Source organism: Sphingomonas pseudosanguinis, assembly GCF_052056765.1.
Taxonomy (GTDB): Bacteria; Pseudomonadota; Alphaproteobacteria; order Sphingomonadales; family Sphingomonadaceae; genus Sphingomonas; species Sphingomonas pseudosanguinis.
The window spans coordinates 3276261-3298259 of record NZ_CP189888.1; the positions used below are offsets into that span (position 1 = coordinate 3276261).

At 67.5% G+C, this 21999-nt stretch carries 21 protein-coding genes and 1 tRNA gene; 12 read left to right on the plus strand and 10 right to left on the minus strand.

The features are described 5' to 3' along the window. Positions 1-113: 113 nt before the first annotated feature. Entirely contained in the window at positions 114-848 is a 735-nt protein-coding gene (locus ACQHGV_RS14960) for a Crp/Fnr family transcriptional regulator (protein ID WP_440978778.1), read from the plus strand. Here the strand turns inward: ACQHGV_RS14960 and ACQHGV_RS14965 are convergent. Next, positions 845-1195 carry a thiol-disulfide oxidoreductase DCC family protein gene (locus ACQHGV_RS14965; RefSeq protein ID WP_440978779.1) on the minus strand — a complete coding sequence of 117 codons (351 nt, stop codon included), beginning with the start codon at positions 1193-1195 and terminating at the stop codon, positions 845-847. The two genes, ACQHGV_RS14960 and ACQHGV_RS14965, sit on opposite strands and share 4 nt — an antisense overlap. A 52-nt stretch (positions 1196-1247) precedes the next feature. Further along, positions 1248-3509 carry a catalase/peroxidase HPI gene (katG, locus tag ACQHGV_RS14970; RefSeq protein ID WP_440978780.1) on the minus strand — a complete coding sequence of 754 codons (2262 nt, stop codon included), beginning with the start codon at positions 3507-3509 and terminating at the stop codon, positions 1248-1250. Between the two features lie 331 nt (positions 3510-3840). Between katG and ACQHGV_RS14975 the strand changes: the two genes are divergently transcribed. Beyond that, positions 3841-4773, plus strand: coding sequence for an NAD(P)/FAD-dependent oxidoreductase (locus ACQHGV_RS14975; protein ID WP_440978781.1), 933 nt, complete (start codon positions 3841-3843; stop codon positions 4771-4773). A 135-nt stretch (positions 4774-4908) separates the two neighbouring features. Here ACQHGV_RS14975 and clpS read toward each other — a convergent pair whose 3' ends face one another. The 4 genes from clpS to ACQHGV_RS14995 form a co-directional block, all read right to left on the minus strand. Further along, positions 4909-5253, minus strand: a complete 345-nt coding sequence (clpS, locus tag ACQHGV_RS14980) for an ATP-dependent Clp protease adapter ClpS (RefSeq protein ID WP_042486836.1) — start codon at positions 5251-5253, stop codon at positions 4909-4911. A gap of 548 nt (positions 5254-5801) precedes the next feature. Further along, on the minus strand, positions 5802-9101 hold the full coding sequence (locus ACQHGV_RS14985; protein ID WP_440978782.1) for an error-prone DNA polymerase: 3300 nt from the start codon (positions 9099-9101) through the stop codon (positions 5802-5804). Between the two features lie 146 nt (positions 9102-9247). Then, positions 9248-10801, minus strand: a complete 1554-nt coding sequence (locus ACQHGV_RS14990; protein ID WP_409790478.1) for a Y-family DNA polymerase — start codon at positions 10799-10801, stop codon at positions 9248-9250. Further along, positions 10692-11453 carry an ImuA family protein gene (locus ACQHGV_RS14995; RefSeq protein WP_440978783.1) on the minus strand — a complete coding sequence of 254 codons (762 nt, stop codon included), beginning with the start codon at positions 11451-11453 and terminating at the stop codon, positions 10692-10694. Before ACQHGV_RS14995 ends, ACQHGV_RS14990 begins: the two co-directional genes overlap by 110 nt. 131 nt (positions 11454-11584) lie before the next feature. Between ACQHGV_RS14995 and ACQHGV_RS15000 the strand changes: the two genes are divergently transcribed. After that, positions 11585-11659 (plus strand) — tRNA-Gly (locus tag ACQHGV_RS15000). Between the two features lie 120 nt (positions 11660-11779). Next, positions 11780-11923, plus strand: coding sequence for a hypothetical protein (locus tag ACQHGV_RS15005; RefSeq protein WP_440978784.1), 144 nt, complete (start codon positions 11780-11782; stop codon positions 11921-11923). 24 nt (positions 11924-11947) lie between these two features. Here the strand turns inward: ACQHGV_RS15005 and ACQHGV_RS15010 are convergent, their stop codons facing one another. Continuing rightward, positions 11948-12658 carry a hypothetical protein gene (locus ACQHGV_RS15010; protein ID WP_440978785.1) on the minus strand — a complete coding sequence of 237 codons (711 nt, stop codon included), beginning with the start codon at positions 12656-12658 and terminating at the stop codon, positions 11948-11950. A gap of 98 nt (positions 12659-12756) precedes the next feature. Between ACQHGV_RS15010 and ACQHGV_RS15015 the strand changes: the two genes are divergently transcribed. Beyond that, positions 12757-13239 carry an N-acetyltransferase family protein gene (locus tag ACQHGV_RS15015; RefSeq protein ID WP_440978786.1) on the plus strand — a complete coding sequence of 161 codons (483 nt, stop codon included), beginning with the start codon at positions 12757-12759 and terminating at the stop codon, positions 13237-13239. A gap of 3 nt (positions 13240-13242) precedes the next feature. On the opposite strand, the gene ACQHGV_RS15020 is transcribed toward ACQHGV_RS15015, so the two are convergent. Continuing rightward, positions 13243-13992 (minus strand): SDR family NAD(P)-dependent oxidoreductase, encoded by a 750-nt coding sequence (locus ACQHGV_RS15020; protein WP_440978787.1) that lies wholly within the window; start codon positions 13990-13992, stop codon positions 13243-13245. Between the two features lie 165 nt (positions 13993-14157). On the opposite strand from ACQHGV_RS15020, the gene ACQHGV_RS15025 reads away from it, so the two are divergent. From ACQHGV_RS15025 to ribA, 7 genes are all read left to right on the plus strand, one after another. Beyond that, positions 14158-14343 (plus strand): hypothetical protein, encoded by a 186-nt coding sequence (locus tag ACQHGV_RS15025; RefSeq protein ID WP_440978788.1) that lies wholly within the window; start codon positions 14158-14160, stop codon positions 14341-14343. Between the two features lie 96 nt (positions 14344-14439). Further along, positions 14440-15096 carry a DsbA family oxidoreductase gene (locus ACQHGV_RS15030; RefSeq protein WP_440978789.1) on the plus strand — a complete coding sequence of 219 codons (657 nt, stop codon included), beginning with the start codon at positions 14440-14442 and terminating at the stop codon, positions 15094-15096. Positions 15097-15118: 22 nt separating this feature from the next. Then, on the plus strand, positions 15119-15580 hold the full coding sequence (msrB, locus tag ACQHGV_RS15035; protein ID WP_440978790.1) for a peptide-methionine (R)-S-oxide reductase MsrB: 462 nt from the start codon (positions 15119-15121) through the stop codon (positions 15578-15580). A 222-nt stretch (positions 15581-15802) separates the two neighbouring features. After that, a complete protein-coding gene (locus tag ACQHGV_RS15040; protein ID WP_440978791.1) occupies positions 15803-17206 on the plus strand; it encodes a carbohydrate porin in 1404 nt (467 codons plus the stop codon). 150 nt (positions 17207-17356) lie between these two features. Beyond that, entirely contained in the window at positions 17357-17989 is a 633-nt protein-coding gene (locus tag ACQHGV_RS15045; protein ID WP_183952633.1) for a LolA family protein, read from the plus strand. A gap of 324 nt (positions 17990-18313) precedes the next feature. Next, entirely contained in the window at positions 18314-19150 is an 837-nt protein-coding gene (locus tag ACQHGV_RS15050; protein WP_440978792.1) for an exodeoxyribonuclease III, read from the plus strand. Then, complete coding sequence (ribA, locus tag ACQHGV_RS15055; protein WP_440978793.1) at positions 19147-20211, plus strand: GTP cyclohydrolase II; 1065 nt, start codon at positions 19147-19149, stop codon at positions 20209-20211. Before ACQHGV_RS15050 ends, ribA begins: the two co-directional genes overlap by 4 nt. A gap of 448 nt (positions 20212-20659) precedes the next feature. Here the strand turns inward: ribA and ACQHGV_RS15060 are convergent, their stop codons facing one another. Beyond that, positions 20660-21328, minus strand: coding sequence for an HAD family hydrolase (locus ACQHGV_RS15060; RefSeq protein WP_440978794.1), 669 nt, complete (start codon positions 21326-21328; stop codon positions 20660-20662). Beyond that, the gene (locus ACQHGV_RS15065; RefSeq protein WP_440978795.1) at positions 21325-21984 is read right to left on the minus strand and encodes a YggS family pyridoxal phosphate-dependent enzyme; all 660 of its coding nucleotides are present in this window, start codon (positions 21982-21984) and stop codon (positions 21325-21327) included. Before ACQHGV_RS15065 ends, ACQHGV_RS15060 begins: the two co-directional genes overlap by 4 nt. Between the last annotated feature and the right edge of the window lie 15 nt (positions 21985-21999).

Sequence of the window (21999 nt, forward strand, 5' to 3'; positions counted from 1 at the left end):
ATCGGTTCGCGAAATCGCGCCCGCACGCGCGAAAAGGGACGGTTGATCGATATTAATGCGCCCCCGTGTCCTCCGTGGCTAAGGCACGCATCCGCTGTTGAAATGGAGTGTCAGTGTCAAAAAGCGGACTTGCGGATCGCCTCGACAAATGGATCGCGCTGACCCCGGCCGAGCGCCAGACGCTGGCCCGGTTCGAGGAGCGGCCCCGGTCGCTCCGGCGCGGCGCGGTGCTGATGGACGAGCATGCGCGCAACGACGAGCTGTTCGTGGTCCAGCAGGGCGTGCTGATGTGCTATGTCCTGCTCGACGATGGCAGCCGGCAGATCGTCCGCTTCCTGTATCCCGGCGACCTCTTCGCGCTGTCCGCGCTGGTCTATGGCCGATCGCTCGACACGGTGGTGGCGGTGGCCCATTCGGTCGTCTGCGCCTTCGAACGCGCGCAGATGGCGCGGCTGGCGGAGGATCATCCCCGGCTGATGAGCCTGCTGCTCGTCCTCAACCAGATCGAGCGGGTGATCACCACCGACCGGCTGGCGGGGCTGGGCCGCACCTCGGCGCGCGAGCGGGTCGCGACGCTGCTCCTGTCGCTGCGCGCCCAGATGCGCCAGGCGGGGGTGGAGGTCGGCGATTCTTTCGCTTTGGGGCTGACGCAGGAGGAGATGGGCGATGCGATCGGCCTGACGGCGGTGCATGTGAACCGAATGCTGCGCCAGCTGGAGGAGGAAGGGCTGATCACCCGCAAAGGCGGGCGGGTCCAGCTGCTCGACGAGGCGCGGCTGGTGAACGAGGCGCGCTATGTCGACCGGTTCGAGGGGCTGGACCTGAGCTGGCTGCCCGCCGCGCGCTAATGCCTCGCCCAGCGTTGCAGGGTCGGACGCGCGCGCAGGAACAGGCGGTAGCCCTGCTCCAATAGCGCCAGCACCGGGCGGTGCCGGGCCAGCAGTCCCAAGGGGCGCAGCAGCGGGATCGCGCGCCACATCGCGGCGAAGGCCGCCGCACCCGACAGCATCACGCCACCCTCCCGTGCATGGAAGCGCGCGAGCAGCGCGGCACGATCAATCGGGCAGGAGCCGCCGTCATTCCGGTCGACATCGACAAATGCGATCCGACCGCGGCGGTCCAGCCGCCGCATCGCCGCGATCTCGCGCCGACACAGCGGGCAGCCGCCGTCATACCAGACCGTCACCCGCGCCATATCGCCTCCACCGATGGTCGGGGCGGCCCGAACCGGACCGCCCCCATCGCCATCAGAAAAGATCGGCGGTCATCACCTTGTTCCACACCGTCACGAAGTCGCGGACCATGCGGGGATGGCCGTCCTCGGCGGCATAGAATTCGGCGATGTTGCGCAGCTGTGAGTTCGCCCCGAAGATCAGGTCGTTGCGCGTGGCGGTGTAGCGCGTCTCACCGCTGTCGCGGTCGTCGAGCGTGAAGCGCAGGCCGCCCTCGTCCTGCTTGGTCCAGACATAGTCCATGCTGGTCAGCACGCGGAAGAAGTCGTTGCTCAGCACGCCCACCCGGTCGGTGAACACGCCCGCCTCGCTCTCGTCCCAATTCGCGCCCAGCGCGCGCAGGCCGCCGGTCAGCACCGTCCATTCGGGGGCGCTGAGCTTCAACAGCGCCGCCTTGTCGAGGAACAGTTCCTCGGGCGCGACGCGGCCCTGAGTGATGGCGTCGAACTGTTCGTCGACATAGTTGCGGAAGCCGTCGACCACGGGCTTGAGCCATTCGAAGCTGTCGGCATCGGTCAGTTCATCGGTGGTGTCGCGACGCCCGGCGGTGAACGGCACCTCCAGCGCCACGCCCGCATCCGCCGCCGCCTTCTCGACCGCCGCACAGCCGCCCAGCACGATCAGGTCGGCCAGCGAGACGCGCTTGCCGCCGGTCGCCCCGTCGTTGAACGCGCCCATGATCTCGCGGAGCTTCGCGATGACGGGCACGGTGCGACGGTTGACCGCCCAGTCCTTTTGCGGCGCGAGCGCGAGGCGCGCGCCATTCGCGCCGCCGCGCTTGTCGCTGTCGCGGTAGGTGACGGCGGCGGAAAAGGCGGTGAAGGCCAGGTCCGACACCGACAGGCCGCTGTCGAGGATCTGCTGCTTCAGCTGCGCGATGTCGGCGGTGTCGATCAGCTCGTAGTCGCGCTCGGGGATCGGGTCCTGCCACAACAGGTCCGGCTCGATCGTCACCTCCGGCCCGACATAGCGCTCGCGCGGTCCCATGTCGCGGTGGGTCAGCTTGTACCACGCCTTGGAAAACTGCTCGGTGAAATAGTCGAAGTCATTGAGGAACCGCTCGCAGATCGGGCGATAGACGGGATCGACCTTCAACGCGATGTCGCTGGTCATCATCATCAGCGCGTGGGTCTTGCCCTCGATATGCGCGTCTGGCGTGCGCGGGGCGTCACCGCTGACCGGCGTCCATTGCAGCGCGCCCGCAGGACTGCGCGTCTGTTCCCATTCCAGGCCCAGCAGGTTTTCGAGATAGCTGTTGTCCCACTGGGTCGGGTTCTGAGTCCAGCTGCCCTCGATGCCATTGGTCATGGTGAACTCGGCATTGCCGGTGCCTTCCGGGTTGTGCCAGCCCAGGCCCATTTCCTCGATCGGTGCGATCTCCGGCGGCGCGCCGATGCGGTCGGCCTTCACCATGCCGTGGCTCTTGCCGAAGGCATGGCCGCCCGCGATCAGCGCCACCGTCTCCTCATCGTTCATCGCCATGCGGGTGAAGGTGATGCGGATGTCGCGCGCCGAGGCCATCGGATCGCCGCTGGCATAGGGCCCTTCCGGGTTCACATAGATGAGCGACTGGTGTGAGGCGGCGAGCGGCTGCTCCAGATCGTAATCGGCGTCGCCGTTCTTGCCCCGCCAACGCTTGTCGCGATTGACCATCTCGTCGAAGCTGTCGACCTTGGTCATGTCGAAGACTTCGGGGCCCCAATAGGTCGCGTCATCGGCCTCCCACGCATCCTCGCGCCCGCCGCCGAAGCCATAGGTCGGCAGCCCCATGATCTCGAGCGAGCAATTGCCGGTCAGGACGATCAGGTCGGCCCAGGAGAGCGCCGCGCCGTATTTCTGCTTGATCGGCCAGAGCAGGCGACGCGACTTGTCGACATTGCCATTGTCCCACCAGCTGTTGATCGGCGCGAAACGCTGCATCGCCTCGCCCGCCCCGCCGCGCCCGTCGGCGATGCGATAGCTGCCCGCCGAGTGCCACGACATGCGGATCATCTGCGGCCCGTAATTGCCATAGTCGGACGGCCACCACGCGACCGAGCTGGTCAGGAAGCGCTTGATCGCGGCCTTCAGCGCATCGAGGTCGATCTTGGCGAACTCGGCGCGATAGTCGAAATCCTCCCCCAGCGGATTGGCGCGCGGACCGTGGCGGTGCAGCTGCTCGACCCGAAGCCGGTTGGGATACCATTCGGCCAGCGTCGGCGGCGTGGTGAAGGCACCGCCGATCCGGTCGCCGCCAAAGGGGCACTTGCCTTCGAGTACCGTCTTATAGTCTTCCATGCCTTCGCCTCATGCTCGCCATAGCGGGAAAGAAAATTGCGCGGCCGCCGGCAAAGGCGGACAAGATGAAGGGCAATGCCCATCCTGCCCGGTTCCCATGCGATCGGTGCTGCGTGGTGAAAATAGCGGCATGCCCTGACTCAAAGGCGGGCAAAGCCGCCGCTTCTCGCGCGCTACAACGTGTCCGCCGTGCGGTTGATCCTCGTTTCGGGGGCGTACCCGGCAAAAAATGATCATGGATCAAGGTGGGTGCTTGGCGAAGAATGCGGATCATTTGCCGCGACCACGCGTACCTTCGTCCATCCACGGGCATGGCGGGGGCAAGGGGCGTATGACACGATCGGCAGGGATCATCGGCGCGGGCATCGCCGGACTGGCCTGCGCCGCGCGACTGGCGGCGGCGGGATATGCGGTCCGTCTGTTCGATAAGGGCCGCCGCCCGGGCGGACGCATGTCGAGCAAGCCCGTATCGGCGGCGGGCCATGACTTCGTCTTCGACTATGGCGCGCAATATCTGACCACGCGCGATCCAGCCTTCCGGACGCAGGTCGCCGAATGGGAGCGAGCAGGTATCGTCACACGCTGGCCCGCCGCCGGCGAGGACACCTGGGTCGGCCTACCCACCATGGCCAGCATCGTCGCGCACATGGCCGGGCTGCGGGATGTCCGATGGTCGAGCCATATCCGCACCATCGCGCAAGATCGAGACGGCTGGCGGTTCACGCATGACGACGGGGTGGAAGGGCCGTTCGACATCGCCGTGCTCGCCCTGCCCGCCGAACAGACCGCCGACCTGGCCGCCTCGATCGACCCGGCGCTGGCGGACCTGGCCAGGGCGCATCCGTCCGCGCCATGCTGGACGGTGATGCTGGGCTTCGACACGCCGCTGGCGGTGGCGGACCTGCCGGAGGTCGGCGCCCCGATCGACATTGCCGCGCGAAACCCCGCCAAGCCCGGCCATGACGGCGGCGAGGCCTGGACGATCCATGCGACCGCCGACTGGTCGCGCCAGCATCTGGAGAGCGAGCGTGAGGCGGTCGTGGCGGCGCTAAGCCGGGCGTTTGCGGACCAGACGGGACCGCATCCCGCCCCTGTCCACGCGGCCGCGCATCGCTGGCGCTATGCCCGTTCGGGCAAGGCGGGGACCGGCGCCTATGCACGACCCGAGACCGGACTGGCGGCCTGCGGCGACTGGCTGATCACGCCGAGGGTGGAGAGCGCCTGGCTTTCCGGGCGGCAGGCGGCGGAACGGCTGATCGGATAAGTCCTCTCCGGTACGAAGAGGGTGACCATAGTAACGCGGTAGTGGTTGGCCGATAGGAACGTCCTGCGTGGACGCCCCCCCTTCGTCAGGCCTGCAGCCCGCCACCTCCCCGTATCAAGGAGGATCGGTCCTGGGCTACGCCTTCTCCAGCGTGCATTGCAGCGGGTGCTGGTTGGCGCGGGCGAAGTCGATCACCTGCGCCACCTTGGTCTCCGCGACCTCGTAGGAGAAGACACCGCAGACCCCGACGCCGCGCTGGTGGACGTGGAGCATCACGCGGGTAGCGTCGTCCATGCTCATGCGGAAGAAGCGCTGCAGGCACAGCACGACGAATTCCATCGGGGTGTAATCGTCGTTAAGCATCAGGACACGGTACGGCGTCGGCTGCTTGGTCCGCGTGCGGGTACGCGTCGCGACGCCCAGGCCGTTGCCCTCATCGTCGCCATGATCGGGGCCTTGCCCGGGACCATTGCCGGCCATTCCCAGAGGATGGGTGAGGATGTCGCTGTTCTGGGCCATGGCGCTAAAATATGGCATGGCGGGGGGTGCGCACAAGCCCTTGGGGCTGGGGGCGATGGGATAATTCGGCATGTTTTGCCGGCCACGCCGGATCGACATTGCAGCGAGCCCTTCTCCCCCTCGCCCCTCATAGAGGGGAGAGGGTTGCGCAGACTTGGTCTTTGCCAGAGCAAAGACTTAGTCGGAGCTGGGTGAGGGGTGAGCGCGCATAGCGCGCGCGAGCCGAGAGCTCGCTCAAGCCCTCACCTAAGCTGCGCTAGGCCTCATCGACATTCAAACAATGCCGCCGTCATTCCTCCTTTGGAAGGGGAGGGGGACCATGCGGAGCATGGTGGAGGGGTGTCACCCTATCGAGAGCGGGACACCCCTCCGTCAGGCCTTCGGCCTGCCACCTCCCCTTTCCAGGGGAGGAACAAGACGAATATCGATTGGCCCCAGCCAGCAGGCTGGCAAGCTGCGCTAACCCTCTCCCCTATCCAGGGGAGAGGGAAAGAAGGCATCGCCCCGCCTCAATGGAAATCGCGAGAGCGCGGCAGCAGGCGGACATCGCGCGGATGGACGCCGCGTTGCGCCGGGGTTCCGCGCGGATCGTGCGAGCGGGTGGGCGCGACGGGTACGTCCTCCAGCCGCGAGAGCATCGCGCTGCGATCCTCGACGCCCGCCGTCATCAGGTGAACGACGCCCTCCTCGCTGCGCTGGACGACGCCGTGGATCAGCATCAGCCGCGAGGCCATCACCGCGCGCCGGTTCGCCTCGAAATCGCGCGCCCAGAGCAGCGCGTTGACGATGCCCGTCTCGTCCTCGATCGTGACGAAGATCGCATTGCCCTTGCCCGGCCGCTGGCGGACCAGCACCACGCCCGCGACCCTGGCCCGCCGCCCATCGGCCAGCCGGTTGAGCTCGGCAGCCGACAGGATACCTTCCGCTGCCAGTTCGGCGCGCAGGAAGGCCATGGGATGGCCCTTCAGCGACAGCCGCGTCGCGCGGTAATCGGCGCTGACCTGTTCGGACAGCGGCATGGGCGGCAGCGCGACATCGGGTTCGGCGGCCATTTCGGGCGCCTCCATCGCAGCGAACAGCGGCAGTTGCGCCGACTTCATCCGCCGCGCCTCCCACTGTCCCTCGCGCCGCCCGCGCCCCAGCGAGCGATAGGCATCCGCCTGCGCCAGCAGGTCGAGTGCGCGGCGCGGAAGCCGGGCACGGATCGCGGCCGCCTCGATCGTCTCATAGGGGGCATGATCCGCGATGTCCGTGCCCCATGTCTCGCGAAACCCGTCGATCTGGCGAAAGCCCAGCCGTAGCGCAAACGCCCCGTCCGCGCAGGCCTCCAGCCGATTGTCCCAGCCACTGAAATTCACATCGACCGGCCGCACCTCGACCCCGCCATTCTCGCGCGCGTCGCGGACGAGCTGGGCGGGGGCGTAGAATCCCATGGGCTGCGCATTGAGCAGCGCGCAGGTGAAAATCGCGGGCTGATGCCGTTTCAGCCAGGCCGAGACATAGACCAGCCGCGCGAAGGACAGCGCATGGCTTTCGGGAAAACCGTAGGAGCCGAACCCCTCGATCTGTTTGAAACAGCGTTCCGCGAATTCGAGCTCGTAGCCGCGTCGCACCATCCCGCCGACCATCTTCTGCTGGAAATTGTCCATCCCCCCAACCTTGCGGAACGTCGCCATGGCGCGACGAAGCTGGTTGGCCTCGTCGGGGGTGAATTTGGCGGCGGTGATGGCGAGCTTCATCGCCTGTTCCTGGAACAGCGGCACGCCATAGGTCTTACCGAGCAACTCTTCCAATTCTTTCGCTGGGCCATGGTCGGGATGGGGCGAGGGATAGGTCACGACCTCCGTTCCCGCCCGCCGCCGCAGATAGGGATGGACCATATCGCCCTCGATCGGCCCCGGCCGGACGATCGCGACCTGTACGACCAGGTCGTAGAATTCCTTCGGCTTCAGCCGGGGCAGCATGTTGATCTGCGCCCGACTCTCCACCTGGAATACGCCGATGCTGTCGCCCCGTTGCAGCATCTCATAGACACGGTGGTCCTCATCCTGGGCCAGCGTGTCGAGATCGGGGCGCGGCAGGCCATGGGCCTCCATCAGGTCGAATGCCTTGCGGATGCAGGTCAGCATCCCCAGCGCCAATATGTCGACCTTCATGATCTTCAGCTCGTCGATATCGTCCTTGTCCCACTCGATGAAGGTGCGCCCCTCCATCGCGCCGTTATGGATCGGCACCGTCTCGTCGAGCCGCCCTTGCGTCAGCACGAAGCCGCCGACATGCTGCGACAAATGGCGCGGCGCGCCGAGCAGCCGGTCGACCAGGGTGCGCAGCCGCGCGATCTCGGGATTGTCGGGCGAGAAGCCGGTTTCGTGGAAGCGCTTTTCCTCGAACTGTTTGGAAAAGCTGCCCCAGACGGTGCTGGTCAGCCGCTGCGTGACATCCTCGCTGAGGCCCAGCGCGCGGCCGACCTCGCGCACCGTGCTGCGCGGGCGGTAATGGATGACGGTCGCGGCGATGGCCGCGCGGTGGCGGCCGTATCGCTCGTAGATATACTGGATCACCTCCTCGCGCCGCTCATGCTCGAAGTCGATGTCGATATCGGGCGGCTCGCGCCGTTCCTCCGAGACGAAGCGCGAGAACAACAGGTCGTACCGCACCGGATCGACCGAGGTGACGCCCAGGACCCAGCACACCGCCGAATTGGCCGCCGACCCGCGCCCCTGACAGAGAATGGGCGGCGTCAGGCTACGCGCAAAGCGGACGACGTCGTGCACGGTCAGGAAATAATGGGCATATCCGCACCGGCGGATCAGCGCGAGTTCCTCGTCCAGCAAGCCGCGCAGCTTGACCGGCACACCACCCGGATAGCGCACCGCGGCTTCACGTCGAACCAGCTCCTCCAGCCAGTCCTGCGCGTTCCACCCCTGTGGAATCGGCTCGTCGGGATATTGGTAGGAGATATGATCCAGCCGAAACTCGATCCGGTCGAGGATCGCGATGCTCTCCGCCACCGCCGCCGGGCGATCGGCGAACAGCCGCGCCATCTCGGCGGCGGGCTTCAGATGCCGCTCGGCATTGGCCGCCAGCCGGCGCCCGCCGGTACGGATGGTCAGGCCTTCGCGGATACAGGTCAGTATATCCTGTACCGGTCGGTCGGCGGGCGTCGCGAACAGCGCATCGGTGGTGGCGAGCAGCGGCACGCCCCGCGCTTCGGTCAGTGCGGCATACGCCACCAGCCGCCGCCGGTCCGCCCCCGATCGCGGCATGGTCACCCCCAGCCAGACCCGCCCCGGCGCCACCGCCACCAGCCGGTCGAGCGTCGCCGCCAGTCCCGGATCGGCGCGCTGAGGGGGCAGCATCGCGTCCGCCATCGGCTCGCAGGGCCGGGCGCTCGATTTTGGCAAGGCGATCAGCAGCAGATCCTCGGCATGCCGGTTCAGGTCGCCCAGCCCCAGGATACAGCCCCCTTTCCGCGCCCGCTTGTTGCCCAGCGTCAGCAACCGGGTCAGCCGTCCCCAGCCTTTGCGGTTCACCGGATAGGCGACGATGTCCGGCGTGCCATCGGCGAAGACGAGGCGTGCGCCGACGACGAGGGTCGGCGGTGGCGGAGCGCCGATCTCCTTCGCCGAGGCGCAAGTCTTTCGCCACGCCTTGAGCGCCCGCACCACCCCTGCGACGGTGTTGCGGTCGGCAATGCCGATGCCTTTGAGGCCTAACGCATAGGCTTGCGCGACCATGTCCTCGGCCGGACTTGCCCCGTCGAGGAAGGAATAATGCGTCGCCGCGACCAGTTCGGCGAAGTCGGACACTTAATCCTCCCCGGCACGGGGAGGTGGCAGCGCGTAAGCGCTGACGGAGGGGGAGTGCCACAAAGGGCATCCCTTGCCGCACGCCCCCTCCACCATGCTGCGCATGGTCCCCCTCCCCGTGCCGGGGAGGATTGGAGCGAGTCCCCTCACGCGAACAGCCCGTGCACATACCAGCGCGGCCGCTCGGTCTCCGAATAAAGCCCATGGCGGAAGATCCAGAAACGCCGCCCGCGCACATCCTCGACCCGGTAATAGTCGCGGGTCGGCGGCGTCATGTCGGCGCGTCGCCACCATTCGCCCGCGATCCGCTCCGGCCCTTCGGCGCGTGCCACGTCATGCATCTTCCGCTGCCAGCGGAAGCGCGCCGGCGGACCATCGGGCGTCTCGGCGGCGAGCGACTCGATCGGCTGGGGCGGGTCGAACAGATGGATCGGGCGCATTGGCGGCTCGCCCGGTTCGGGGCGGGTCCACTCCGCCCTGGGCGCGGCCTCGGTCGCAGGCAGCAGCAATTCGGCCTGTTCGGGCATATGGCTGTCGCGCGGATGGATTCGCCGCACCCGCTCGCGCCCTAGCCGCGTCCCCAGCCGGTCGATCAGCGCGGCGACCGCCTCCGCCTTCGCCTCGCCCCCCTCCAGCCGCAGCTGCACCGCATCCAGCTTCTCGGCCAGCCCGACATCCAGCCGGATCAGATCGTATCCGAAACCGGGATCGAGCGGATCGGCCAGCGCCTCGATCCGCTCGCGGAACAGCCGCAACAGCACCGCCGGGTCGCGCGTCGGCTGCCCGGTCTCGACGCGCAGCGCCTGCACCTCGCCATCCGCGCGGAACAGTCGCGCATCCCAGCGACGGCCGCCTTCATGCCGCTCCTCCAGCGCCCGTGCGGCTTCCCCCGCCAGTTCCTCCAGCACGCCCAGCATATGCTCGGTCCGGGCCACCGGCTCGGCGAAGCGCCGCTCCACCCCGATCGGAGCGGCGACCACGCGCGGGGTCAGCGGGCTGTCCTCCTCGCCGGTCAGCCGCCTGAGCGCGGTCGCCGCCTCGCGCCCGAACCGCGCCGCGATCGTCGCCATCGGCCGCGCCAGCACATCGCCGATGGTCTTCAGCCCCGCCGCGATCAGCGCCGCGCCCGCATCCTCGTCCAGCTCCAGCGCGGCGACGGGCAGGCGGCGGATCGCCCCCATCTCGTCCGGGGCGGGGGTGCCGGCATAGCGGGCCAGCGCGCGCGCCGCCTCGGGCGTGTCGCCATAGGCCAGTCGCACGGTGATGCCGCGCCTGGCCATCCGCGTCTCGATATCCTCGGCTAACCCTCGCTCGCCGCCGAACAGATGATCCGCGCCGGCGCTGTCGAGCACCAGCCCCTGCGGCGGATCGAGCGCCACCGCCGGGCTATAGCGCCGTGCGCCCTCGGCCAGCCGCTCCAGCCAGTCGGCATCGGCGATGGGGTCATGCGGGAATATCTCCAGCGCCGGCACCCGCGCCCGCGCATCGGCCAGCGTCAGCCCGACCGACAGCCCCGCCCCCCGCGCCGCCGGATCGAGCGCTGCCAGGCGGACTGCACCGCCCACCGATTCGGCAAAGGCGATCGGTGCCTCATCGCGTCCCACGAACAGGTGCGGGCGGCCGATCCGCAGCCGCTCGATCGGCAACCAGGGGAAGACGAGCGCCAGATAGCGGCGCGGGATCGAAGCTTTGCGTGTCACGGTTCCACTCCACACGCCACCGGGTGCCCGCGGGCGCTCCCCGTCGGCGCAGCAATTCCAGATCATAGGCCGGTGCGCCCGGCGCCTCCGCCGCCAGCGCGCGCGACGGGGCGGGCGCCACCGCCCAGCGGGTCGTCGCCGCGCTGGGCACCACCTGCCCGCCGACGCGCAGCAGGATCATCACCACGCCCGAGGCCTCGGCCGCCAGCATCAGCCGCCGCGAGGCGGTGAGGTCCAGCCCGCGCATCGCGCCCCAGCCCTCCGCAATCACCGTGCCCAGCCCCGGACAGCGCGCGCCATCCGCCGCCGCGCGCAGCAACGCCGAATCATCACCGACCACCACCACGACCAGATCGGCGGGGTCGAGCCCCATCGCGATCAGCCCCGGCCCATGGAGTCGCCCGCCCTGCCGTTCGGCCGCTTCGGTGCGCAGCCACAGGATCGGCCGAGCCCCGGCGGCCAGCACGCATCCGATCGCAAAGCCCGCGCCGCTGGCCGCCTCGCCTTGCGAAAGCGCATGGATCTCATGGAGTTGCGCGGGGGCAAGGCCCCGCGTCAGCGCGTCACCCGCCCCCCGCTCACCCTCCTCCATCCGCGTCGCCAGACAGGCGGCACGACGCAGACGGTCGATCAGGGCAAAGGGTTCCTCCATATATGTTCTTGTAATGTTCTCTTGCTGGAGTCGCCAATGTAAAATTTCTGAAAAAAGTGCTTGCCGGATTCGAAACCCACATCTAATAGCCCGCCTCACCCCAGCCGGTCAGCCGGTTCGGAAACGCCAGAGCGGGCGTAGCTCAGGGGTAGAGCACAACCTTGCCAAGGTTGGGGTCGAGGGTTCGAATCCCTTCGCCCGCTCCAGCGATTTGCTTAGCAAGTCGCCCGATCGTCAGGGACGGTCCATCACAACCCACCGAATATAACCTGGATCGCATGCATCAGGCATGGCGTGTTTTGTCGGCCTGCGCATACACTCAGGCGATGAAAAACCTGTCGCCCTTCGGCGCGCTTCTGATCTTCGGGTTCATCGGCCTGCTGACGGGCAAGTTCGGGCTGTGGTTCCCACTCGGCCTGCTGGCCGCCGTGGTGCTCGCGGTTGCGCAGAATGGCCGGCGGGGCGGATAGCCCCGCCCCACCGGCGCTTCCCCGTTATGGACGATGGCGTTCGATCCAGCGCCCTTCGGCGAACATCAACTTGTCGAGCAGTCGGCGTTCGATGAAACCATCGGGCACATGCACGGGATCGGCCATCTCTGCACCCCCTGCGCCGGCACGGAAATCCGCGATCAGCCGATCGCGTGCTGCCTGGAAATCGACCTTTTGCCGTTCATCCTCGCGCGCCTGTGCGCAGGCCTGCCAGAAGGCGGGATAGTCATGGCCGTCGGCGTTACGATACAGGCTGCTCAATCGTTTCCATCCGGTGCCTCCAGCGCGATGCCAGTCCCGATAGCGCGCTGCTTTGCTGGCTAAACGGTCCCAGATGAAGACATCGGCCTCTGGCCGGGCAAACGTCGCGATCTTGCTCGCCGCGGAACTATGCCGCCGACTTTGCTTCGTTTTTGTTGGCAGTTTTTCAGCCAATTCGGGCACGTCCGTCAGCGGATCGAAAGTCGATAGCAACCGCAAACGCGCAATCTCCCGCGCGACGCCCGCCCTTTCCCACGCCACGCGGTTCAACTGAAAGGTGATGAGGAAGCGATGTGCATCATCCTCGGTCACCTCACCGGTAAACAACGCCAGCCAGTGCGTATCCGGCAAGCGCCCTCCCTCGACGCGTTGATCCCTGGGGCAGCACCAGCGGCGGACGTCCGCCTTGGCCTCCGCCAGCAACTGCGCGCGAACATCGTTTGAATATGGCATGATCTTCCTCCCGCGCGCGGCGTTAGGAGCGGGCTTTGGTCCGGCACCATCCGGGAGAAAGCCGGATTGCCATCCCTGTCCTCGCCATCGGAGTGCCCATGCCGATTCGCCCCGCCACCCCTGCCGACGCGCCCGCCATCGCCGCGATCATCCTGCCGGTGATCCGGGCGGGCGAGACCTATGCGCTCGATCCCGCCATGACCGAGGCGGCGGCGCTGGCCTATTGGCTGGGGGAGGACAAGCGGACATTCGTGTTCGAAGAGGGGGGCGAGATTCTCGGCACCTATTATCTGCGCGCCAATCAGGCCGGGGGCGGGGATCATGTCGCCAATGCGGGGTATATGACCGGTGCCGCCGCGCGCGGGCGCGGGGTGGCGCGGGCGATGGCGCTGCATTCCTTCGACGAAGCGCGGGCGCGGGGCTTTGTGGCGATGCAGTTCAACTTCGTGGTCAGCGCCAACGCCGCCGCCGTGCATCTGTGGACGGCGCTGGGCTTCGCCACGGTCGGGCGGGTGCCCGGCGCCTTCCGGCATCCGCGCCTGGGGGCGGTCGATGCGCTGGTGATGCACCGACCGCTGTAGGGTTCAGCTTGTGCGGGCGACCTGGAAGCCGGCGAAGGACTGGCTGACCGGCATCAGCTCCAGCCGGTTGATGTTGAGGTGCGGCGGCAGCTCGGCGACCCAGAGCAACGTAGCGGCGATGTCGTCCGCCGTCATCGGGTCCGAGCCGGCATAGAGTGCATCCGACGCCGCCTGGTCGCCGCCGGTGCGGACGGTGGTGAACTCGGTCTCGACCATGCCCGGCTCGATCGAGGTGACGCGCACCCCCTTGCCATGCAGGTCGGCGCGCAGGTTCAGCGAGAATTGCTTCACGAACGCCTTGGTCCCGCCATAGACGTTGCCGCCGGTATAGGGATAGTTCGCCGCCACCGAGGACAGGTTGATGATCCCCCCGCGCCGTTCGATCAGGCGCGGCAGCAGCCGGTGGGTGATGGTGATCAGCCCGTCGATATTGGTCGCGATCATCGTTCGCCACTGGGCCAGATCGCTGTCCTGCGCCGGCTTGGTGCCAAGCGCGAGTCCGGCATTGTTGACCAGCAGGTCGATGTCCGCGAACGCCTCCGGCAAGCCCGCCAGCGCCGCATCGAGCGCCCCCTCGTCGGTAATGTCGAAGGCGAGCGGATGGAACGCCGTCCCCAGCTCGTCGGCCAGCGCCTGAAGCCGGTCGGCGCGCCGCCCCGTCCCGATCACCCGCCAGCCAGCCGCGACAAAGGCGCGTGCGGCGCCGGCACCGATTCCGGCGGTGGCTCCGGTGATGAGGGCGGTTCGGGTCATCGGTCGATCTCCATGGAAAGGCTTAGGCGCGCCTGATGTGGCGCAAATGGCACCGCCACGAAAGCGGTCAGCCCCCGCTTCGTTCCAGCCCTTTGTTTTCCGGGCTTTTCCCGGATGGCATCCCTTTGCCGGGTATCGCACTCTATCGGCCGAAGGGAGCGGATCATGGGCTATGTCGCCAATACCGACCTGACGCGCGTGCCCGCCGGCCAAACGCTGTCGCCGCGCGCGCAGGGTGGCCGGTGCCTGTTCCGGCCCGCCGGGGAGATGACCCCGGCGGACGACGAACCGCTGCATGTCGTCTATCCGCGCGCGCCCGACGGCCCCGAGCGGTGGACGCGGATTTACTGACGCAGCGTTTCCCGGGCCGCCCCTTTGCACGGGCAAGCCCCCTCCCCACATCATGGTCCATCCCCCCGCGCCCCGTCGCGTCAGTCAGGACCATCCATGCCCCGCCCGATCCGTATCGATTTCGTCTCCGACATCTCCTGCCCCTGGTGCATCATCGGGTTGCGCGGGCTGGAGATCGCGCTGGAGCGGTTGGGCGACGCGGTCGAGGCGGACATCCATTTCCAGCCATTCGAGCTGAACCCGGCGATGGCGCCCGAGGGCGAGAATATCGTCGAGCATATCGGCCGCAAATATGGCGCGACGCCCGAACAATCGGCGGCCAACCGCGCCAATATCCGCGAGCGCGCCGCCTCGGTCGGCTTCACCATGGCGATGACCGACACATCGCGTATCTACAACAGCTTCGACGCGCATCGCCTGCTCCACTGGGCGGGGATCGAGGGGCGGCAGGCGGCGCTGAAGCATGCGCTGTTCGACAGCTATTTCACGCACGGTGAGGATATTTCCGACCATGACGTGCTGATCGCCGCCGCCACCCGCGCCGGGCTCGACGCCGAGCAGGCCCGCGCGCTGCTGTCCTCCGACCTTTATGCCACCGAGGTGCGCGAGGCCGAGCGGCTGTGGCAGGGGCGCGGCATCCAGTCGGTGCCCGCGATCGTCATCGACAATCGCTATCTCATCTCGGGCGGCCAACCGCCCGAATCGTTCGAGCAGGCGCTGCGCCAGATCGCCGCCGAACCCGTTCAAGCCTGATCCCCTTTCGAAAGGAGCCCCCATGGCCGACACCCGTTATGCCAAGACCGAGGAAGCCCTGTCGCGGCTGACCCCCGAACAATATTATGTGACCCAGCAGAGCGGCACCGAGCGTCCCGGCACCGGCGAATATCTGCACACCCGCGAGCCGGGCCTGTATGTCGACATCGTCTCAGGCGAGCCGCTGTTCGCCTCGGCCGACAAGTTCGATTCGCATTGCGGCTGGCCCAGCTTCACCCGGCCGATCGAGCCGGCGCATGTCAACGAACTGCGCGACACCACGCACGGCATGATCCGCACCGAGGTGCGCTCGGCGCATGGCGACAGCCATCTGGGCCATGTCTTCCCCGACGGCCCGCGCGATCGTGGCGGCCTGCGCTACTGCATCAACTCCGCCTCGCTGCGCTTCGTACCGCTGGGGGATATGGAGGCGGAAGGTTATGGCGACTATGTCGACCAGGTCCGCGCGGCGGAGCAGGGGTGACCTCTTTCCTCCCCTGCAAGGGGAGGGGGACCAGCGAAGCTGGTGGAGGGGTGTAACCGGTTGCGAGGATAGAGTTACCTCTCGGGCGTGGGACACCCCTCCGTCAGGGCTTTACCCTGCCACCTCCCCTGCCAGGGGAGGAATAGGCGCTTGACGCATACGGCACCTTTCCCCGGATCGATCGTTTGCAACGCGAAACGATAAGGGTCGGGGAAAGGGGCTATGATGAAGGCGATGATCTGGGGCTGGGCCCCCTTACTGGTCGCCGCACCGGTTTGGGCGCAGCAGACCACCGACCCCGTCCCCTCGGCCTCGCGTGTCGTACCAGAAGCCGCCACCGGCGATACGCAGCGCCCGCCCCGGCGCCGTGCGGTGCGCCCCTCCGACAGCGCGCCCTCGGCGATCACCGCCGACACGCGCCGCACGCCGCCGCCCGGGCTGATCGGCGACTGGCACGACATCCGCACCCGGCTGGGCCGGCGGGGAATCACCGTCACCGCGCGCTATGCCTCGGAAAGCGCGGTCAATGTGACGGGCGGGCGCAAGACGCTGTTCCGCGAAACCGGGCAGTTCGACGCCGGCGCGCTGTTCGACTTGGAAAAGGTCATGGGGCTGAAGGGCGGGGCGTTCCAGGCCACGCTCACCTATCGCCGGGGCCGCAACCTCAGCGACGATGCAAATTTGGGCACGCTGCAACAGGTGCAGGAGGTCTATGGCCGGGGCCAGACTCTGCGCCTCACCCAATTCTGGTACGAACAGCGGATCGGCGAGCGGTTCGAGGTGAAGCTGGGCCGCACCAATCCGGGCGAGGATTTCGCAATCTTCTCCTGCCACTTCATGAATCTCAGTTTCTGCGGCGCGCAGCCAGGCAATCTGGTCGGCGATTACTGGCAGAACTGGCCGGTCAGCCAATGGGGCGTACGGCTGCGCTACGAACCGCGTGACGACCTGTATGCCCAGGGCGCGGTCTATGAGGTCAATCCGCGCAATCTGGATACCGACTTCTTCATCGGCCATTTCCGGGGCGCGACCGGGGTGCTGGTCCCTGCCGAAGTGGGTTGGATCAACCATCCCACCGCCGGGCGGATCGGGTCGTACAAGCTGGGCGGCTGGGTCAGCACCGCCGACGCGGCCGACGTCTTCCTCGACATCAACCGTCGCCCGCTCGCGATCACCGGCCTCGCCCCGCTGGAGCGGAGTAGCCGCTACGGCGTCTATATCAATATCCAGCAGCAGCTGACCGGCGAGACCAAGGACGGCAAGGCGGAGAACGGCCTGAGCGTCTTCCTGAACGCCACCCAAGCGGACCGTGCGACCAGCGTCACCGACAATCAGGTCGCCGCCGGGCTGTTCTACAAGGGGCTGGTCCCCGCCGTGCCCGGCGACGTGCTGGGCATCGGTGTCGCGCGCACCCATGTGAACGGACGGGTCGCGGACGGGCAACGGCTCGATCCCACGCGGCGGGCGGTGCAGGGATCGGAATATGCCGCCGAGGTGTATTACAGCATCCACCCCGCCGACTGGTTGGAGATGCGCCCCAATGTCCAGTTCATCCATCATCCCGGCGGCTATGCCCAGGCGGACGATGTCACCGCGCTGGGCCTGAAGGCCGCGCTGACGCTGTAAGAGACTTTTTGAAAACATGCCGGAGGCACGTTTTTGGGGGAGCGGTCCGACACTCGCTTTCAGCGAGTTCCCAAGCCGACCCTGATTCCGCGATTCACGACCCGTTCAATAGGCCGCCCGCATGAGTGACGGCTCCAAAGGAGTGTTTTGATGATCCGTTCGATGATGGCGTCCGCCCTGCTGGCGCCGACCGCCATGGCGATGGTCGCCGCGCCCGTGCCCGCCATGGCGCAGGCCGGCGGCGATCTGGCGGCGGTGCAGCGCTCGCTTCAGGCGCTGACGACGATGACCGCCGACTTCACCCAGACGGACCGCGCCGGCAAGGTGCTGACCGGGACGCTGACCATGAAGAAGCCGGGCAAGATCCGCTTCCAATATGAAAAGGGCGTGCCGCTGCTGATCGTCGCCGATGGCGGCGCGCTGACCTTCATCGACTATTCGGTGCGGCAGGTGCAGCGCTGGCCGATCAAGAACTCGCCGCTGGGCGTGCTGATCGACCCCAGCCGCGACATCGGTCGCTATGCCAAGGTCGTGCCCAGCGCCGACTCGCGGCTGCTCTCGGTCGAGGCGAACGACCCCAAGCATCCCGAATATGGCAAGATCACGCTTGTCTTCGCCCGCGACGCCGCCGCGCCCGGCGGGCTGATGCTCCAGGGTTGGGTTGCGCTCGACAGCCAGAACAACCGGACCACGATTCGCCTGTCGAATCAGCGCTACGGCGTCGCGGTGGACGACAAGGCGTTCCGATTCAACGACCCACGGAGGTCGGCGGCGCGTAACTGAACGCTTCCGGGCAATTTCATTCATCCGGGCGACAGGTTTCCTGTCCTATCAGGGCGTTGCGGTTGAGGGGCATTCGAGATTCCCCCCTGTTGCTTGAATGAGCACCCTCATCCCGCCTGCGTGACGAACGCTAGGTCGGCCCTCGCTCCATGCCCCCGGAGCGAGGGCCTTTCCGTATGTACATCTATTCCTCCCCTGCAAGGGGAGGTGGCAGGGCGAAGCCCTGACGGAGGGGTGTCCCCGCGGGATGAGCAGCCTTCTCTAACGACTGGGGACACCCCTCCACCATGCTGCGCATGGTCCCCCTCCCCTTGCAGGGGAGGAATGAGGGTGGCGGTAACCTTGTCTCACCCCCTGCCCCCCGCTACATCGCGTCGCGTGAAAATCGCCTCCTGGAACATCAATTCGGTGCGGTTCCGCGCCGCCATCGTCGAACAGTTTCTGACCGAGGCTGCGCCCGACATCCTGTGTCTTCAGGAGACGAAGGTCGTCGATGACGACTTCCCCTTCGAGCTATTCCGGTCGCTCGGCTACGACCACATCGTCATCCACGGCCAGCGCATGCACCACGGCGTCGCGATCGCCAGCCGCGTGCCGATCGTCGAGGATGACCGCCTCGACTGGCAGGCCAATGCCGAGGCGCGGCATGTCGGCGTGCGCCTGCCGAACGGCGTGCGGCTGGAGAATGTCTATATCCCGGCGGGCGGCGACGTGCCCGACCGCGAGGTGAATCCGAAATTCGGCCAGAAGCTCGATTTCCTCGGCCGCATGATCGACTGGTCGGGCCGGCTCGACTGCCCGACCATCCTGACCGGCGACTTCAACATCGCCCCGCTCGAGTCGGACGTGTGGAGCCACAAGCAGTTGCTCGACGTGGTCAGCCATACGCCGATCGAGGTCGAGACGCTGGCCAGGCTGCAGGCCTCGAACGACTGGGTCGACCTCGGCCGCCACTTCATCCCCGCGCCCGAGCGGCTCTATACCTGGTGGAGCTACCGCGCGAAGGATTGGGCGGCGTCGGATCGCGGGCGGCGGCTCGACCATATGTGGGCGACGCGTGACGTGGCGGACAAGGCGACCGGCCACCGCGTGTTCGAGGGGTGCCGCAGCTGGCTCAAGCCCTCCGACCATATCCCGATCATGACGGAATTCGATTTTTGAGCGCCGATCCGAAGGTACCTGATGCGCGGGCGGCGGCGCGCGCCATCGACGCGCTGCGTCGGGGGTGGCCGATCGCGATCGACGGCGTCGCGTTGCTGGCGGTCGAGACGGCCGATCCGATGCGTCTGGCCGGTTTCGATCCCGAGCGGCAGGCGCCGGTCCTGATCTCGGCGGGCCGCGCCGCGACGTTGAAGCTGACCAACCAGATGGAGGCCGCCGACCCGGATGCCGCCGTGCTGGTCGAACGCGCGCCCTGGATCGACTTTCCGGCCGCGACCGCGCTCGCCGATCCGCAATTCGACCTCGCAACACCGCTCAAAGGCCCCTATCGCGCGCTTCCCCTGCCCGATCCGGCGGTCGCGGCGGCGGCGATCCGGTTCGCGCGGATCGCGGGGCTGCTGCCGGCCTTCTTCGTCGGCGGAACGGGCGTGGAGGCGTCGCTGACGGTCGCCGACATCGTCGCGCATGAAAATGCCGAGGCGCTGGCCATCGCCACCCGCGCGCGCCTGCCCGTGGCGGGGGCGGAGGATGCCGAGATCGTCGCCTTCCGCTCGCCCCATGCGGCGGGCGAGCATGTCGCGCTGCTGATCGGCCAGCCGAATGGCCAGCCGCCGCTGGTGCGGCTGCACAGCGAATGCCTGACCGGCGACGTGCTCGGCAGCCTGAAATGCGATTGCGGGCCGCAGCTCCATGCCGCGATCCATGCCATCGCCGACTCGGGCTGGGGCATATTGCTGTACCTGCGCCAGGAAGGACGCGGGATCGGGCTGGTCAACAAGCTGCGCGCTTATCAGTTGCAGGATCAGGGCTTCGATACGGTCGACGCCAACACCCGGCTGGGCTTCGCCATCGACGCGCGCGACTTCGGCGTGGCGGCGCGGATGCTGACGCTGCTGGGACAGGACAAGGTGCGGCTGCTGACCAACAACCCCGCCAAGGTGGCCGGGCTGAACGCGGCGGGCGTGCGCGTGGTCGAGCGGGTGGCGCACAGTCTGCCGCCCAATCCGCATAACGAACGCTATCTGGCGACGAAGCGGGACCGGACCGGGCACCAGTTGTAGGGGAACCACCTCGAACATCGGTTCCGCCTGAGCGAAGTCGAAGGCCAAGGGAATCGGGAAATCGCCGGGCGTGCGCTTCGACTTCGCTCAGCGGGAACGGCGGTTGGGGATGGGGCGAGGGAGGCTCAATCTCTCATATCATCCCATGCACGCCGCGCTTCCCGAGCCCGCACGTCCAAGCCCCACCCTCCGTTCGCACTGAGCGAAGTCGAAGTGCACGTTCCACGCTTGGCCACAAAGGTCAGTCCCTTGGCCTTCGACGTCGCTCAAGCTCAACGGTGGCGGAGCGTTATAGCGGGATGACGTGAGATGAACTCACCCCTCCCCTTCAGGGGAGGGGCAGGGGGTGGGGCGCTTCCACGGGCCAACAGTTTGCGGTGACGCCCCACCCCAACCCCTCCCCTGAAGGGGAGGGGCTCGCGTTCATTCAGTACGACGTCATCTCGCTCTAGACCCCCAATGCGCGCCGTACGTCCGCATAATCCTGCGCGATGGCCGACACGCCGATGTCGCGCAGCCGCTGGTCGTGCCCGACCGCGCAATGCGTGCCCATGCACATGCCGATGACATAACCCCCGCTCGCCACCGCGCCGGTCGCACCGACGGGAGAGTCCTCCAGGATCGCACAATCCGCGATGGCCACGCCCAGCCGGTCGGCGGCGTACAGATACAGGTCGGGCGCCGGCTTGCCGCGCGTCACATGCTCGCGGCCGCTATAGATATGTTCGCCGAACGCCTCGCGCAGGCCGAGATGGCGCAAATGGCGGTCGATCCACACCGTCGGGCTGGACGACACCACCGCCTTGGGAAAGTCGGCGGGCAGCGACCGGACGAAGTCGATCGCGCCGGCGATCGCCATCACGCCCTCGTCCATCGCGCGGACATCCTCGACTCGCCGCGCCTCGTAGAAGGACTCCGGGAGCACATGGCCGATCCGCCCCTCGATCGTCGCGATGAAGTCCTTGCCCGCCAGCCCCATATAATGATGCATCGCCTCTTCCGGCGTATGCGGATGGCCATTGGCGGTCAGCCATTCGGCGAGATGGCGATTGCCCTCATATTCGCTGTCGATCAGGACGCCGTCGAAATCGAACAGCAGCGCGGCGAAGCGGGTCATCCGCGTGCCCCGAACAGCGCGCTGCCGATGCGGACATGGCTGGCGCCCAGCATCGCGGCGACCTCGTAATCCTCGGACATGCCCATGCTGAGCTTTTCCACGCCCAACTCGCGCGCCATCTTGGCGAGCAGCGCGAAATAGGGCGCGGCGTCGACCCCGTGCGGCGGGATCGCCATCAGCCCCACGATCGGCAGACCGGCGGCGCACGCCTGTTCCAGCATGACGGGCGCCTCGGCGATGGCGCAGCCGCCCTTCTGCTCCTCCTCGCCGATATTGACCTGGAGGAAGCAATCGGGCCGCCGTCCGCTCTTGTCCATCGCCTCGGCCAGCGCGGTGATCAGCGAGGGGCGGTCGACGGTGTGGATCACGTCGAACAGCGCCACCGCGTCGGCCGCCTTGTTCGACTGCAACTGCCCGATCAGATGGAGTTCGACGCCGTCATAGCCGTCGCGCAGCGCGGGCCATTTGGCGGCGGCCTCCTGCACGCGGTTCTCACCGAACACGCGGTGGCCGGCCTCCAGCAGCGGATGGATCGTGTCGGCATCATGCGTCTTCGACACCGCGATCAGGGTCGGGGTCGCATGGTCCCCAAGCTTGGCGGCACGCTGAAGCTCGGCGGAGACGGTGGCAAGGCGGGAAACGCTGTCGTCGGTCATGCCCGGCGCTATAGT